The organism is Blastococcus sp. TF02-09 (genome assembly GCF_003319105.1).
In the GTDB taxonomy this organism is placed as follows: Bacteria; Actinomycetota; Actinomycetes; order Mycobacteriales; family Geodermatophilaceae; genus Blastococcus.
Map to the genome: position 1 here is coordinate 144,434 of NZ_QOHH01000004.1, position 15,677 is coordinate 160,110.

Annotated in this window: 12 protein-coding genes and 1 tRNA gene; 10 read left to right on the forward strand and 3 right to left on the reverse strand. The window is 72.4% G+C overall.

The window, feature by feature from the left end:
* The first annotated feature begins 68 nt into the window (after positions 1-68).
* The 6 genes from DQ239_RS08065 (at position 69) to clpX (ending at position 6,421) form a co-directional block, all read left to right on the forward strand.
* Positions 69-1,511, forward strand: coding sequence for an amidase (locus DQ239_RS08065; protein ID WP_113833895.1), 1,443 nt, complete (start codon positions 69-71; stop codon positions 1,509-1,511).
* Between the two features lie 46 nt (positions 1,512-1,557).
* A tRNA-Pro gene (locus DQ239_RS08070) sits at positions 1,558-1,631 on the forward strand.
* Between the two features lie 130 nt (positions 1,632-1,761).
* Complete coding sequence (tig, locus tag DQ239_RS08075; protein WP_113833896.1) at positions 1,762-3,240, forward strand: trigger factor; 1,479 nt, start codon at positions 1,762-1,764, stop codon at positions 3,238-3,240.
* Between the two features lie 331 nt (positions 3,241-3,571).
* The gene (locus DQ239_RS08080; protein WP_113834048.1) at positions 3,572-4,171 is read left to right on the forward strand and encodes an ATP-dependent Clp protease proteolytic subunit; all 600 of its coding nucleotides are present in this window, start codon (positions 3,572-3,574) and stop codon (positions 4,169-4,171) included.
* 16 nt (positions 4,172-4,187) lie between these two features.
* A complete protein-coding gene (locus DQ239_RS08085) occupies positions 4,188-4,817 on the forward strand; it encodes an ATP-dependent Clp protease proteolytic subunit (RefSeq protein WP_113833897.1) in 630 nt (209 codons plus the stop codon).
* A 329-nt stretch (positions 4,818-5,146) separates the two neighbouring features.
* On the forward strand, positions 5,147-6,421 hold the full coding sequence (gene clpX, locus DQ239_RS08090) for an ATP-dependent Clp protease ATP-binding subunit ClpX (RefSeq protein WP_113833898.1): 1,275 nt from the start codon (positions 5,147-5,149) through the stop codon (positions 6,419-6,421).
* A gap of 112 nt (positions 6,422-6,533) precedes the next feature.
* Here the strand turns inward: clpX and DQ239_RS08095 are convergent, their stop codons facing one another.
* Positions 6,534-7,196 (reverse strand): DUF559 domain-containing protein, encoded by a 663-nt coding sequence (locus DQ239_RS08095; RefSeq protein WP_158544801.1) that lies wholly within the window; start codon positions 7,194-7,196, stop codon positions 6,534-6,536.
* Positions 7,197-7,594: 398 nt separating this feature from the next.
* Positions 7,595-10,186, reverse strand: a complete 2,592-nt coding sequence (valS, locus tag DQ239_RS08100) for a valine--tRNA ligase (protein WP_113833900.1) — start codon at positions 10,184-10,186, stop codon at positions 7,595-7,597.
* A 42-nt stretch (positions 10,187-10,228) separates the two neighbouring features.
* Between valS and DQ239_RS08105 the strand changes: the two genes are divergently transcribed.
* Both DQ239_RS08105 and DQ239_RS08110 read left to right on the forward strand, forming a co-directional pair.
* Positions 10,229-11,584 carry a folylpolyglutamate synthase/dihydrofolate synthase family protein gene (locus DQ239_RS08105; RefSeq protein WP_113833901.1) on the forward strand — a complete coding sequence of 452 codons (1,356 nt, stop codon included), beginning with the start codon at positions 10,229-10,231 and terminating at the stop codon, positions 11,582-11,584.
* Complete coding sequence (locus DQ239_RS08110; protein ID WP_113833902.1) at positions 11,581-11,979, forward strand: DUF4233 domain-containing protein; 399 nt, start codon at positions 11,581-11,583, stop codon at positions 11,977-11,979. Before DQ239_RS08105 ends, DQ239_RS08110 begins: the two co-directional genes overlap by 4 nt.
* A 26-nt stretch (positions 11,980-12,005) precedes the next feature.
* Here the strand turns inward: DQ239_RS08110 and DQ239_RS08115 are convergent, their stop codons facing one another.
* Positions 12,006-13,781 carry a S8 family serine peptidase gene (locus DQ239_RS08115; protein ID WP_113833903.1) on the reverse strand — a complete coding sequence of 592 codons (1,776 nt, stop codon included), beginning with the start codon at positions 13,779-13,781 and terminating at the stop codon, positions 12,006-12,008.
* Positions 13,782-13,888: 107 nt separating this feature from the next.
* On the opposite strand from DQ239_RS08115, the gene DQ239_RS08120 reads away from it, so the two are divergent.
* On the forward strand, positions 13,889-15,055 hold the full coding sequence (locus DQ239_RS08120; RefSeq protein WP_113833904.1) for an NADH:flavin oxidoreductase/NADH oxidase: 1,167 nt from the start codon (positions 13,889-13,891) through the stop codon (positions 15,053-15,055).
* Positions 15,056-15,066: 11 nt separating this feature from the next.
* Entirely contained in the window at positions 15,067-15,477 is a 411-nt protein-coding gene (gene ndk / locus DQ239_RS08125; protein WP_113833905.1) for a nucleoside-diphosphate kinase, read from the forward strand.
* Positions 15,478-15,677: the final 200 nt, after the last annotated feature.

Consider the following 15,677-nt stretch of genomic DNA (forward strand, 5'->3'; position numbering starts at 1 on the left):
GCACCCGCCCGCCCGCCACGGACACGAGGGGGTGACCAGCACGGATCCCGGGGCTAGCGTCCCCACCCATGACCGACACCACGTGGGTGGACGCGACCGCGCAGGCCGAGCTCGTGCGGTCCGGCCAGGCGAGCCCCGCCGAGCTCGTCGACGCCGCGATCGAGCGCATCGAGCGGGTGGACCCGCGGCTGGACGCCGTCGTCCGCGACCGGTTCGACGCGGCCCGCAAGGAGGCGGCCGGCGAGCTGCCCGACGGGCCGTTCCGCGGCGTGCCGATGCTGCTCAAGGACCTCGGCTGCCACGTGGCGGGGGAGCGCACCGACTACGGCACCTCCTACCTGCGCGACGCCGACGTGCGCTGGCCGACCGACAGCCACCTCGCCCGGCAGTTCCGCGCCGCCGGGTTCGTCGCCCTCGGCCGCACCAACGTGCCCGAGTTCGGCACCACCATCACCACCGAGCCGGCCGCCCACCGGCCCACGCGCAACCCCTGGAACCCGGCGCACTCCGCCGGCGGATCCAGCGGTGGATCGGCCGCCGCGGTCGCCGCGGGCATGGTGCCGATCGCCCACGCCAGCGACGGCGGCGGATCGATCCGCATCCCGTCGTCCGAGTGCGCGCTGGTCGGGCTGAAGCCCACCCGTGGTCGCGTGAGCCACGGCCCGGAGGTGGGGGAGAGCTGGGCCGGCGCCACGACTGACGGCGTGGTCACCCGCACGGTCCGCGACGTCGCGGCCGTCCTCGATCTGATCGGCGTCCCCATGCCCGGCGACCCCTACGTCGCCCCGCCGCTGGCCCGCCCCCTGGCGCAGGAGCTCGGCGTCCCCGTCGGCCGGCTGCGGGTCGGCCTCCTGGACGTCGAGCCGGGCGAGCCGTCGCCGGACTGCCGGGCCGCCGTCGACCGCGCCGGGCAGCTGCTCGAGGACCTCGGCTGCGCGGTCGAGCCCGCCACCCCCGACGGCATGTTCGACGACCAGTTCATGCGCTCGTTCGGCGTCACCATCGCCGCGGACGTCGCCCTCGAGCTGGCCGAGCACGAGCGCCTCCTCGGCCGCCCGGTGCGGGACGACGAGTTGGAACACCGCAACGTCGTGTACCGCGCCATGGGGCAGCGGCTGTCCTCCGCCGACTACCTGGCGGCCCGGGCCCGGCTGGGGGCGTGGGCGCGCCGGATGGCGGCGTTCTGGACGCCGGAGGAGCAGGACGGCCGGGGCTTCGACCTGCTGGTCACCCCGACGGTGGGGGCGCCTCCGCCGGAGCTGGGCTGGTTCTCCGCGGCCGGCCCCGAGCAGGAGGGCCGCCGCGTCGGGAGCTTCATGCCCTACACCGCCCAGTTCAACGTGACCGGCCAGCCGGCGGTGAGCCTGCCGCTGCACTGGACGGCGGACGGGCTGCCGGTCGGCGTGCAGCTGGTGGCCGCCTTCGGCCGCGAGGACCTGCTCGTCCGCGTCGCCGCGGCTCTCGAGCAGGCCGCGCCCTGGGCGGACCGCCGTCCGCAGGTCTCCGCCTGAGACGTCGCCGGTCCCGGGTGGGTGGGTCCTAGACTCGGCCCGGCCACGGGGTGTGGCGCAGCTTGGTAGCGCACCTGCTTTGGGAGCAGGGGGCCGCAGGTTCAAATCCTGTCACCCCGACTCCGAGCTCCGTCCGGACCGCATCCCGGCCCGGCGTCCGCTCGTGTGCCGCCCGTAGACTCGGGGGTCGACGCGGCGCCGTCGACGCCGAGCGCCCCCACCAGTTGTCTTACCGAGGAGCACTGCCGTTGTGAAGAGCACCATCGAGGAACTCGGCCCCACGCGGGTCCGGATGGCCATCGAGGTGGCTTGGGGGGACCTGGACCACGCCTTCGGTGAGGTCTACAAGGAGCTGGGCAAGCAGGTCCGCGTCCCCGGCTTCCGCCCGGGCAAGGTCCCCAACCGTGTGCTCGACCAGCGCATCGGCCGCCCCGTCGTCCTGGAGCAGGTCGTCCAGCACGCCATCCCGGAGGTCTACTCCGAGGTCGTGCGCGAGAACCAGGTCCGCGTGCTCGGGCAGCCCGAGATCGAGGTGACCAAGCTCGAGGACAACGACACCCTCGAGTTCACCGCCGAGGTCGACGTCGCCCCGCAGCTGGAGCTGCCCTCCCTCGACGAGCTCGCGGTCACCGTCGACGACGTCGAGGTCACCGACGAGGAGATCGACCAGCAGGTCACCGTCATGCGCGAGCGCTTCGGCATGCTGCAGTCGGTCGAGCGCGCGGCCCAGGACGGCGACTTCGTCTCCATCGACCTCGAGGCCAAGCTCGGCGACGAGGTGCTCGAGGACGGCTCGACCACCGGCATGTCCTACGAGGTGGGCTCCGGCAACCTGATGGAGGGCCTCGACGACGCCGTCCGCGGGCTGTCCGCCGAGGAGAGCGCCACCTTCCAGACCGCGCTGCTGTCGGGCCCCAACGCCGGCGAGACCGCCGACGTCACCGTCACCGTCCGTTCGGTGAAGGAGAAGGAGCTCCCGGAGCTCGACGACGAGTTCGCCTCCACCGCCAGCGAGTTCGACACCCTCGACGAGCTGCGCGAGGACGTCCGCACCCGGCTGGCCCGCACCAAGGTGATCCAGCAGGGCGCGCAGGCCCGCGACAAGCTGGTCGAGCACCTGCTCGAGGTCGTCGAGGTGCCCATGCCCGAGAACCTGGTCGAGCGCGAGATTGAGTGGCGCAACCGGGCCTTCGAGCAGGAGCTCCAGCAGGCCGGCATGGACTGGGACACCTTCCTCTCGATGTCCGGCGTCGAGAGCCGGGAGGCCTACGACGCCGACCAGCGCAAGAACGTCGAGGAGGCCGTCCGGACCCAGTTCATCCTGGACGCGATCGCCGACGCCCGTGAGGTCACCGTCGACAACGACGACCTCTCCGCGCAGATCATGGCGCAGGCGCAGCGCAACCGGATGAGCCCGGAGCAGTACGCGCAGCAGCTGCAGCAGGGCGGCAACATCGCCGAGTTCGTCGCCGACGTGCGCCGTACCAAGACCCTCGCCCAGCTGCTCGAGCAGACGACGATCACCGACGCGTCGGGCAACGTCGTCGACCTCGAGGCGCTGCGTCCGCGGACCGTGCAGGCCCCGGCCGCCGAGGCCGCCGCCGACGCCGACGCCGACGCCGCGGACGAGGACGCCACCGACGAGGACGCGGACCTCGCGGTCGAGGCCGTCGCCGCCGAGGCCGCCGAGGGCGCGACCGAGGACACCGAGGACGTCTCCAAGGCCTGACCGGCCCGCAGCTCCGGTCCCGACGCCGCTCCACCCTTCCTGGGTGGGGCGGCGTCGGTCTTTCCGGGTGACGACGCTGCGCCGACGGCGAACACTCCCCGTCGAGGGCATCGACCGTCGGGGGTGCGCGTTAGGGTCGACAGGACTCAGGCGAATCGCCGGGGGGTACCCCTCCGGAGGGCCGTCGAGGCCCGCACGACCGCCCGCACTCCGTCGCCCGACCCGCCCTACCACCCGGCCGCACGGTCACCGCGACCGCCGACCGGACAGTCCTACGGAGGTCACCGCACCTGTGAGCACCACCGACCCGAACCTCGCGAGCGCACCCGTGATGCGTGGCGCCAGCGGAATGATGAATCTCGGAGACTCCGTCTACGAGCGCCTCCTCCGCGAGCGCATCATCTTCCTGGGCACCCAGGTGGACGACGTGATCGCCAACCAGCTCGCCGCCCAGATGCTGCTGCTCTCGGCCGAGGACCCGAAGAGCGACATCCACCTCTACATCAACTCGCCCGGTGGCTCCGTCAGCGCCGGCATGGCGATCTACGACACGATGCAGTTCATCGACTGCGACGTCGCCACCTACGGGATGGGCCTGGCCGCCTCGATGGGCCAGTTCCTCCTCACCGCCGGCACCGCGGGCAAGCGCTACGCCCTGCCGCACGCGCGGATCATGATGCACCAGCCCTCGGCCGGCGTCGGCGGCACCGCGGCCGACATCGCCATCCAGGCCGACCTCTTCCGCCGGACTAAGAAGGAGCTCAACGAGCTGCAGTCCTTCCACACCGGCCAGAGCATCGAGCAGATCGAGAAGGACTCCGACCGCGACCGGTGGTTCACCGCGCAGGAGGCCCTCGAGTACGGCTTCGTCGACCACGTGGTCAGCCGGGCCGCCATGACCGACGCCACCAACCCGGTCACCGACAACTGAGTCCGGAGGGACACTCATGAGCTTCCAGATGCCCTCCAGCCGGTACATCCTGCCCTCCTTCGTGGAGCGCACGAGCTACGGCATGAAGGAGTCCAACCCGTACAACAAGCTCTTCGAGGAGCGCATCATCTTCCTCGGGGTGCAGATCGACGACGCCTCGGCCAACGACGTCATGGCCCAGCTGATCACGCTGGAGTCCACCGACCCGGACCGCGACATCACGATCTACATCAACTCGCCCGGTGGCTCGTTCACCTCGCTGATGGCCATCTACGACACGATGATGTTCGTCCGCCCCGACATCCAGACCGTGTGCATGGGCCAGGCCGCGTCCGCTGCCGCCGTCCTGCTCTCGGCCGGGACGCCGGGCAAGCGGCTGGCCCTGCCCTACTCCCGGGTGCTGATCCACCAGCCCTCGGGCGAGGCGGGCGGTCAGGTCTCCGACCTCGAGATCCACGCCGCGGAGATCCAGCGGGTGCGGTCGCAGATGGAGGACATCCTGGCGCGGCACACGGGTCGGTCGGCCGAGCAGGTCCGCGCCGACATCGACCGCGACAAGATCCTCACCGCCCAGGAGGCGAAGGAGTACGGCATCGTCGACCAGGTGATCCAGAGCCGGAAGCTCAACGCGCTCCCGGCCGTCTGATCCCTCGTGGGCATGGGCCGGGGGCGCGCGTGTCGCGTCCCCGGCCCGTACCGTCACAGGGGTCCAGCGGGTCGGGAAACGACTTCCCGGACCGGGGACGATGAGTGGGACGAGCGAGACGGAAGTGGGACCCACCGAGGCAGACCCGGGTGAGTCATTGCCCGGCGACGTCGGTGGCGGCAGGTACGTTCTGCGGACGCCCGAACCCCGGCCGGCAGCGCCGGGAGGAGAGCCCCGCAGAGCGGGGTGTGCAGGGGCGACGAGAGCAGCAACGATGACGACGCAGACACCTGGTTCCAGGGCTGCGAATCCGAACCGGAGGTCAGCAGGTGGCACGAATCGGTGAGAGCGGTGACCTGCTCAAGTGCTCCTTCTGCGGGAAGAGCCAGAAGCAGGTCAAGAAGCTCATCGCGGGCCCCGGGGTCTACATCTGCGACGAGTGCATCGACCTCTGCAACGAGATCATCGAGGAAGAGCTCTCGGAGTCCTCGGACCTGAAGTTCGACGAGCTGCCCAAGCCCAAGGAGATCCACGATTTCCTGGAGCAGTACGTCATCGGCCAGGACCAGGCGAAGCGCACGCTCTCGGTGGCCGTCTACAACCACTACAAGCGCATCCAGGCCGGCGGTGACCGCGCCTCCCGCGAGGACAGCGTCGAGCTTGCCAAGTCCAACATCCTGCTGATGGGCCCGACCGGGTGCGGCAAGACCCACCTGGCGCAGACCCTCGCCCGGATGCTCAACGTCCCCTTCGCGATCGCCGACGCCACGGCGCTGACCGAGGCCGGCTACGTCGGCGAGGACGTCGAGAACATCCTGCTCAAGCTGATCCAGGCCGCCGACTACGACGTGAAGCGCGCCGAGACCGGCATCATCTACATCGACGAGGTCGACAAGATCGCCCGCAAGAGCGAGAACCCGTCGATCACCCGCGACGTCTCCGGTGAGGGCGTGCAGCAGGCGCTGCTGAAGATCCTCGAGGGCACGACGGCGTCGGTGCCCCCGCAGGGCGGCCGCAAGCACCCGCACCAGGAGTTCATCCAGATCGACACGACGAACGTGCTGTTCATCGTGGGTGGCGCGTTCGCCGGCCTGGACAAGGTCATCGAGGCGCGCACCAGCAAGCAGGGCATCGGCTTCGGCGCCGAGGTCCGCGGCAAGGCCGAGATCGCCGAGGCCAACGCCTTCGCCGAGGTCATGCCCGAGGACCTGTTGAAGTTCGGCATGATCCCCGAGTTCATCGGCCGGCTTCCGGTGATCACCAGCGTGCAGAAGCTGGACCGCGAGGCGCTGATCAACATCCTCACCGAGCCGAAGAACGCCCTGGTGCGCCAGTACCGGAAGCTGTTCGAGCTCGACGGGGTGGAGCTGGAGTTCACCGACGACGCCCTCGAGGCGATCGCCGACCAGGCCATCCTCCGCGGCACCGGCGCCCGCGGTCTCCGCGCGATCATGGAGGAGGTGCTCCAGTCGGTGATGTACGACGTCCCCAGCCGGGACGACGTCGCCTCCGTGGTGATCACCAAGGAGGTCGTGCTGGAGCACGTGAACCCGACCATCGTGCCGCGCAAGCCCACCCGCGAGCGCCGCGAGAAGTCCGCCTGACCTGAGCTGCCGCCGAGCCCGTCCCCACTCGGGGGCGGGCTCGCCGCGTTCGTGGGTCTGCTCCGTCCAGCATTGCCCCTGAGCCGGTCGTTCCCGGGGCCACTCTGACCGCTCAGGGGACAACGCTCAGACGCGCTCGGTGAGCCGCCGCGATTCGAGCCCGGCAGACCTTGGGCTCGCGGGTCAGCTGGCGGTAGCTGAACCGCAGGACCAGCCAGCCGAGTGCCGCGAGCGCTGCGTCCCGGGCCAGATCCCGCTCGCGTGCTTCGTCCGAGCCGTGGAACGCGGCCCCGTCGAGCTCGACGGCGAGCTTCACCTCAGGCCAGGCCGCGTCGAGGAACGCCGGACCGCCGGGCAGCACGATCCGGTACTGCTGCTCGCAAGGCGGCAACCCGGGGACATCGAGCACCTGTTGGACGGCGATCACCTCGAGCACGCTCTGCGCTCCGTTCGCGATGAGGCCGAGCAACTCGCTCAGCGCGGCCCGCCCAGGTAGTTCCGGCCGGGCCCCCAGCTCATGCGTCAGCCGGTCGACGGTGACGCGCCGTTCGCGTGTCGCGCGGAGGACGGCATCCCGGGCGACGTCGTCGAATCCTCGCGGTGCCCGTGCCCGGTGCGCTGCACCCCAGGTATCGACCAGCGACCGCGCCACGGTCGTCGCCGGCAAGCCGCGGGCCGAGACCACGGCGAAGGGGTTCTGGCTGCGGTGGACCCGGAGCCATCGGGAGGTGCGCACCCGGCGATCACCGCGAACGGTCACGTCGATCCGGGTCACCTCGTGGTCCACGATCCCGTGGACGGCCAGCGCACTCATGTGGCTGAGCGGACCGCGGGCGTAGCCCGTCGCCGCACAGGCCCGGACCGTCCAGTCCTCGGCCAGCTCCGGAACCGTCACCCAACCCGGGTGCAGCTGGACCAAGGCGCCGGAGGCGAGCCATCGGCGCACGCTCCGCTCGCTGGCGAGGGCCGCCAGGGCCGCCGTCGATGCCGTGCGCTCCGGTCCGAGCAGGTGAGGGAGGTCGTGCACCCGGAGAGACTCCCGTGCACGGGGAGATCGCCGCTGCCAACGTGGTCACGCCTGTGGACAACAGCCGAGCGTTGGCCCTGCACCGGCCAGAGCAGCGGACGTTCCGGCCGGCTGAGGGCCAACGCTCGAGGTCGCATCGGGTGGGGTCAGGCGTCGGGGACCTCGGCGAGGACGACGTCGACGGTCAGCTCGCCGTCACCGGGCTCGACGACCAGGGTGGCGATGCCGCCGGCGTCGACCAGGTCGGCACGGCCGGCCTCGATCAGCGGCACCTGGGCCGCGGGCGCCCGCACCGTCGCCGTCTCCACGTCGGCCCGCATGGAGACCTTCGCGTCGGACTTCGCCTTGCGGACCCCCGCCAGCGCGGCCGCCGTCGCCGTCACCACGGCCGGGTCGCCGGTCGCGGGCAGGTCGGAGCCGACCGGCCACGCGGCACGGTGCACCGAGCCGGCCTGCCACCAGGACCAGACCTCCTCGGTGACGAACGGCAGCACCGGCGCGAACAGCCGCAGCTGCACCTCGAGCGCCACCGCGAGCGCGGCCTGCGCGGAGGCGGCCTCGGGCCCCGAGCCGTAGGCGCGCGACTTCACCAGCTCCACGTAGTCGTCGCAGAACGACCAGAAGAAGGTCTCGCTGACCTCGAGCGCGCGGGTGTAGTTGTACGTCTCCATGGCCGCGGTCGCCTCGTCGACCACCCGGCCCAGCGCCGTGAGCAGCCCGAGGTCGATCGGCTCGGTGACCTGCTCGACGGTCGAGGACGCCGAGGCGCCCAGGCCGAGCACGAACTTGCCGACGTTGAGGATCTTCATCGCCAGCCGGCGGCCGACCTTCATCTGCGTCTCGTCGAACGGCGAGTCGGCACCCGGGCGCGCACCGGCGGCCCGCCAGCGCACGGCGTCGGTGCCGTAGCGCTCGAGCACGTCGATCGGCGTGGTCGCGTTGCCCTTGGACTTCGACATCTTCTTGCGGTCGGGGTCGACCACGAACCCCGAGATCGTGGCGTGCGTCCACGGCACGGTCCCGTGCTCGTAGTGCGCCCGGACCACGGTGGAGAACAGCCAGGTGCGGATGATGTCGTGCGCCTGCGGCCGCTGGTCCATGGGGAACACCCGGGCGAACAGCTCCGGGTCGGTGTCCCAGCCCGAGGCGACCTGCGGCGACAGCGACGACGTCGCCCACGTATCCATGACGTCGGGGTCGGCCATGAACCCGCCGGGCACCCCGCGCTGGTCCTCGGTGAACCCGGCCGGGACGTCGGAGGACGGGTCGACCGGCAGCGACTCCTCGGGCGCCAGGATGGGCGCGGAGTGGTCGGGCTCGCCGGCCTCGTCGAGCCGGTACCAGATCGGGAACGGCACGCCGAAGAAGCGCTGCCGGCTGATCAGCCAGTCACCGTTGAGGCCCTCGACCCAGTTCTCGTAGCGGTGCCGCATGTGGTCGGGCACCCACTGGATCTCCCGGCCGCGGGCGATGAGGGCCTCGCGCAGGTCGGCGTCCCGGCCGCCGTTGCGGATGTACCACTGGCGCGTGGTGACGATCTCGAGCGGACGGTCGCCCTTCTCGTAGAACTTCACCGGGTGGGTGATCGGCGTCGGGCCGCCCTCCAGGTCGCCCGACTCGCGCAGCAGCTCGACGATCCGCTGCTGGGCGCTGAACACCGTCTTGCCGGCGAGCTCGTCGTAGGGCGACGCCGGGACGTCGGCCGGCGGGTCGGGGAGCAGCCGGCCGTCCCAGCCGACGATCGCCCGCGTCGGCAGCTGCAGCTCGCGCCACCAGGTGACGTCGTTGAGGTCACCGAAGGTGCAGATCATCGCGATGCCCGAGCCCTTGTCCGGCTCGGCCAGGCGGTGCGCCACGACGGGGACCTCGACGCCGAACAGCGGCGTGGTCACCGTCTTGCCGAACAGCGGCTGGTAGCGCTCGTCGTCGGGATGGGCCACCAGGGCGACGCAGGCGGGCAGCAGCTCGGGCCGCGTCGTCTCGATGTACACCGGGCCGGAAGGTCCGGAGAAGGAGATCCGGTGGTAGGCGCCGGGGCGCTCGCGGTCCTCCAGCTCGGCCTGGGCGACGGCGGTGCGGAAGGTGACGTCCCAGAGGGTCGGCGCCTCCTGCGCGTAGGCCTCACCCCGGGCCAGGTTGTGCAGGAACATCCGCTGCGCGGTCGCGCGGGAGGACTCCGAGATCGTCCGGTAGACGTTCGACCAGTCCACCGACAGCCCGACGCGGCGCCACAGCTTCTCGAACTCCGCCTCGTCGGCCTCGGTCAGCCGCATGCAGAGCTCGACGAAGTTGCGCCGGGAGATCGGCACCTGGTTCTTCTCCGGCTTGGCCGGCGGCTCGAACGAGGGGTCGTAGGGCAGCGAAGGGTCGCAGCGGACGCCGTAGTAGTTCTGCACGCGGCGCTCGGTCGGCAGGCCGTTGTCGTCCCAGCCCATCGGGTAGAAGACGTGCTTGCCGCGCATGCGCTGGTAGCGGGCGATGAAGTCGGTGTGCGTGTAGCTGAACACGTGCCCGACGTGCAGCGAGCCCGACGCCGTGGGCGGGGGAGTGTCGATCGACCAGATCTGCTCGCGGGCGGTCGCGGGGTACAGCGCGGCGGCGCGGTCGAAGGCGTAGGTGTCCTCGGCCGCCCACCGCTCGACCCACTTCTCCTCGAGCCCGTCGATGGTGGGCTTGTCGGGTACGCCACCGCCGGCTCCCGGGGCCGCAGCGTCCGGAGCGTGGATGTCGGTGGTCATGCCGTTCAGTCTAGGAACCGATCGGCTGGCATCCTGAGCAGGATGAACAACGGCAGCACCGGTGACCTGGCCCGGGTGGAGAGAGAGCTGCTGGCGCGCTGGCCGGAGAGCCGGCTGGAGCCGTCTCTCACCCGCATCTCGGCGCTGGTCGACCTCCTCGGTTCCCCGCACCGCGCGATGCCGGTGATCCAGGTGGCCGGCACCAACGGCAAGACGACGACGGCGCGCATGATCGACGAGCTGCTCCGCGGGTTCGGGCTGCGGGTGGGCCGGTTCACCAGCCCGCACCTGGAGACGATGCGCGAGCGGATCGTCCTCGACGGCGAGCCGGTGAGCGCCGAGCGGTTCGTCGAGACCTACGACGACATCGCCCCCTACGTGCAGATGGTCGACGCCGCCGGCGAGCACCCGATGAGCTTCTTCGAGGTGATGGTCGGGATGGCCTACGCGCTGTTCGCCGACGCGCCGGTCGACGTCGCCGTCATCGAGGTGGGCATGGGCGGACGGTGGGACGCCACGAACGTCGCCGACGCGCGGGTCGCCGTCGTCACCCCGGTCGCGATGGACCACGCGGAGTACCTCGGGAACGACGTCGCCACGATCGCCCAGGAGAAGGCCGGGATCATCAAGCCCGACTCGATCGCGGTGCTGGCCCACCAGCAGCCCGGTGCCCTGGACGCGCTGATCCGGCGGGCCGTCGAGGTGAACGTCGTCGTCGCGCGGGAGGGCACCGAGTTCGGCGTCCTCGAGCGCCGGGTCGCCGTCGGCGGCCAGCAGGTGCGGCTGCAGGGCCTGGGCGGCGAGTACGACGAGGTCTACCTGCCGCTGTTCGGGGCGCACCAGGCGCAGAACGCGGCCACCGCCCTGGCCGCGGTCGAGGCGTTCCTGGGCGCGGGCGCGGCCACCGGTCCGATCGAGCAGGAGACCGTCCGCGCGGCGTTCGCCGCGGTGCGCTCGCCCGGGCGGCTGGAGCGCGTGCGCACCAGCCCCACCGTGCTGGTGGACGCCGCGCACAACCCGGCCGGGATGACGGCGACGGTCGAGGCCATCCGCGAGTCGTTCGACTTCACCCGCCTCGTCGGGGTCGTCGGCGCGGTCCGCGGCAAGGACGTCGCGGGGATGCTGGCCGCGCTCGAGGAGATCTGCGCCGAGCTGGTGGTCACCCAGAACTCCTCGGAGCGTGCGCTGCCCGCCGACGAGCTGGGTGCGCTGGCCGTCGAGGTGTTCGGTGCCGACCGGGTCAGCGTCCAGCCGGTGCTCGGCGAGGCGATCACCGAGGCGATCGAGCTGGCGGAGGCGGGTCCGGACGACGCGCTCGGCGGCTCGGGCGTCCTGGTCACCGGCAGCGTGATCACCGCCGGGGAGGCCCGCACGCTCCTGTCGGGACGTCGTCCGTGAGGGCCACCGACCCGGTCCGGGCCGGCCGGGCGCTGGGCGGGGCGGCTGCCGCGATCCTCGTGCTGGAGGGCATCGCGGTCCTCTTCGTGCCCCGCGGCATCGCCCCGACGGAGGGCCTGGGCGCCGTCCGGCTGACCGTGCTGCTCGTGCTGGCGCTGCTGCTGATCCTCGCCAGCGGCATCCAGCGCCGCGAGCGCGGGCTGGCCATCGGCACCGCGCTGCAGGTCCCGCTGCTGGCCACGGGGCTGATGACCGGTGCGATGTGGTTCGTCGGCGGGGCGTTCGTGCTGATCTGGCTGTACCTCCTGCAGATCCGGAAGGAACTGCTGGGGTCGATGTTCGCGCCGGTCGCCGTACCCGGGCCCGGCGACGCCGACGGGACGACCGCCCCCTAAGGCGGCCGTCCCGTCGGCGGACGGCGTCAGCGGGGGCGCGCCGCCGGGCTCGGTGCCGAGACCGCCCCGGCACCGGCCTCGTTCTTCGCCAGCACGCGGAACGTGTAGGCCGTGCCCGCCTTCAGCCCCCCAACGGTGACGCCGGACGCCGTGGCCCCGGCGGTCACCGACTTGACGAGGGTCCGGCCGGAGAACGCCTGCACCACGTACCCGGTGAGCGGTGCCCCGCCGTCGCTCGCCGGCCTGGTCCAGCGCACGGCCACCGCGAGGCGCTGCGCCGTCACCGAGCTGATCGTCGGAGCGCCGGGCGTCGTGCGCGGCGTGGCGGTGACCTGCGCCGACCGCGCCCCGTACCCGGCGGTGTTCGCGGCCTCGATCCCCACCCGGTAGGCGGTCCCGTTGGTCAGCCCGGTCACGGTCGCCGAGGTCGTCTGCCCGCTGACCACGACGGACTTCGCCAGAGCCGTGCCGCGGTAGGCGGACACCCGGTAGGCCGTGACGGCGGCGCCACCGGTGTCCGCCGGCGCCGACCAGGTCAGCCGCAGCCCGCCGGCGAGTGCGGTCGGCGCGCCGACCCGCGGTGCGGAGGGCGCCCGGACCAGGGTGCCGCCGCCGGCGAGGACCTGCGCCGCGCGCACGGCGCGGACGCCGTCGACCTGCCCGTGCCCGAAGGAGTCGTCCCGGCCGGCGGCGCCCAGGTCGGTGGCCGACCAGGTGAGCGCCCGCTCGACCTGGTCCGGGGTGAGCGACGGAGCCGCGGCCTCCATCAGGGCGACGACCCCCGCCACGTGCGGCGAGGCCATCGAGGTGCCGCTCATCCAGCCGAAGCGGTTCCCCGGGTAGGTCGAGATGATGTCGACGCCCGGAGCGGCGACGTCGACGTAGCTGCCGTAGTTGGAGAACACCGCCTTCGCGCCGTTCTGGGCGGTGGCGGAGACGCCGATGACGCCGGGCGTCGCAGCCGGCATGAAGATGGCCGACGTGTTCGCGTTGCCCGCCGCGGCGACCACGGTGGTGCCCTTCGAGCGGGCGTAGGCGACGGCGGCGTCGTAGACGGTCGAGCTGTACTGGCCCCCCAGCGACATGTTGATGACGTCGGCGCCCCGGTCGGCGGCCCAGACGATGCCGCCGCTGATCCAGGACGAGTACCCCGATCCGTCGTCCCCGAGGACCTTGACCGGCAGCACCCGGGCCCCGGCGGCGACGCCCTCGACCACCGAGCCGGCGTCCGCGGCGACCGTCCCGGCCACGTGGGTGCCGTGCCCCTGCCGGTCGTCGTTGACCCCGCCGGGGGAGCCGGTGAAGTCGCGCCCGGGGAGGAGCGCACCGGCCAGCTCGCCGTGCAGCGACACCCCGGTGTCCAGGACGGCGACGACGACGTCGGCCAGCGCGCCGGGGGAGACCTCGGCGCGGGCGGCGTCGGAGCGGACCGTCGTGTTGCCCCACTGCGGGTAGGAGCCGGCGGTCGCCCGCGCGACGACGGTCAGGTCGGCGGCCTCGACCGATGCCTGCTGCTCAAGCAGACGCACCGCGGCGTCGGCGTCGGCGCGCCGGTCGGCGTCCAGGGTGACGATCTCCGGGCCGTCGGGCGTGACGACGAACGCCTCGAGCCGGACGCCCTCGCCCTCCGTCAGGTCGGTCAGGGTGTGCTGCTCGGCGCGCGCGAGGTCGTCCACGAGCACCTCGGGGAGCCCGGTCACCTCGGGGCTCACGGGTTCCTCGGCGGTCGCTGGCCCGGCCGAGCACACGAGCACGACGGCGGCAGCGGGGACGGCCAGCAGCCGTCGGGTTCCGGTTCTCACGAGTCCTCATCGGCAGGTCCGGTTCCTGGCCCGATCCCCCGGAGGAGGGACACCGCGGCGCCCGAGGCCGGTTCGCCCGACACGTACGCTGCGCGGCCGTGTCGCACATGTCGCACCTGTTCAGCGAGTTCACGCTCAAGGGCGTCACCCTGCGCAACCGCATCGGGATGAGCCCGATGACGATGTACCGGTCGACCGAGGGCCGGCTGGACGACTTCCACCTGATGTACCTCGGCGCCCGGGCCGCCGGTGGGTTCGGGTTGGTCTTCCCCGAGCAGATCGCCATCAGCCCGGAGGGGCGGACCAGCGTCCACTGCGCCGGCATCTACGACGACGCGCAGATCGAGGGCCACGCCCGGGTCACCGCGATGATCAGGGCGATGGGCGGCGTCGCCGGCATCCAGCTCGGCCACACCGGCCGCAGCGGCAGCGAGCAGCCGCCGTGGGCCGGGTGGGGACAGATCGCGCCCGACGCCCCCGACGGCTGGCAGGTGGTGGGGCCGTCCGCCGTCCCCTACGGCGCGCCGCGTCGGCCCTATCCGGTGCACGCGCTCAGCGTCGAGGAGATCGGGCAGCTGCACCGGCAGTACGCCGCGGCCGCGGTACGGGCGGCCGAGGCCGGCTACGAGTGGCTGGAGCTGCACTTCGCGCACGGGTACCTGGGCTCGAGCTTCTTCTCGCCGCTGGCCAACAAGCGCGACGACCGGTACGGCGGCAGCCTGGAGAACCGCGCCCGCTTCCTGCTCGAGGCCCTGGATGCGGTGCGCGCGGTGTGGCCCGAGCACCTGCCGCTGACCATGCGGCTGGGCGCCGACGACTTCCACCCCGTGGGCACCAGCTTCGAGGACTCCGTCGTCGCGATCGGCTGGATGAGGGAGCGCGGGCTCGACCTCGCCGACCTGAGCTTCGGCGGCAACACCGACGCGATGACCGACCCGCTGTGGAACCAGCCCGGCGCCTGGGTGGCGCGGGCCGGGCGGGTCAAGCGGGAGATCGGGATCCCCGTCGCCAGCAGCTGGAACCTCGGTGTCCCGCAGGACGCCGACGCGGCGGTCCGCTCGGGCGACGTCGACGTCGTCCTGCTGGGACGGGCGGCGCTGGCCAATCCGCACTGGCCGGTCTGGGCGGCGCGGGAGCTCGGTCACCCCAGCCCCTTCGAGCTGGTCCCGCGGGACTGGACCTGGTGGCTGGAGAACTTCCGCGGCCACGCGCCGAGCATCGGCTGGCCGGTGCCCGACGGCGGTGCCGACTCCCGCACGCGGACCAGCCCGTAGGCTCCGGCCCCGTGACCGAACGCACTCTTGTCCTCGTCAAGCCCGACGGCGTCGCCCGTGGCCTGGTCGGCGAGGTGATCACCCGCCTCGAGCGCAAGGGCCTGCGCCTGGTCGCCGCCGAGCTGCGGACGCTGACCGCCGCGACGGCCGAGACCCACTACGCCGAGCACCGCGAGCGGCCCTTCTTCGGCGCCCTCGTCGAGTTCATCACCAGCGGTCCGCTGATGGCCCTGGTCGTGGAGGGTCCCCGCGCCATCGAGGCGTTCCGCGCCCTGGCCGGGGCCACCGACCCCGTGAAGGCCGGCCCCGGCACCATCCGCGGCGACTTCGCCCTCGAGGTGCAGAACAACATCGTGCACGGCTCGGACTCGCCCGAGTCCGCCGCTCGCGAGATCGCCCTGTTCTTCCCCGACCTCGGCTAGCCCCCAGCGCCGCGGCGGGGAGGCGTGTCCTCGCGGATCGCCCGCACCGCCGCGGTGCCGAGGAGTGCCCGCGATCGCGGTCGGGCGAAACGGCTCACGTCGGCAGTGTGGGTGGACGCACCGGTCGAGTGCCGGGTTGTTGCCGCTGACACGCGCGGACTCGCCGTCCGGGGCGACCACAACTCCGCACTCGGCCGGGG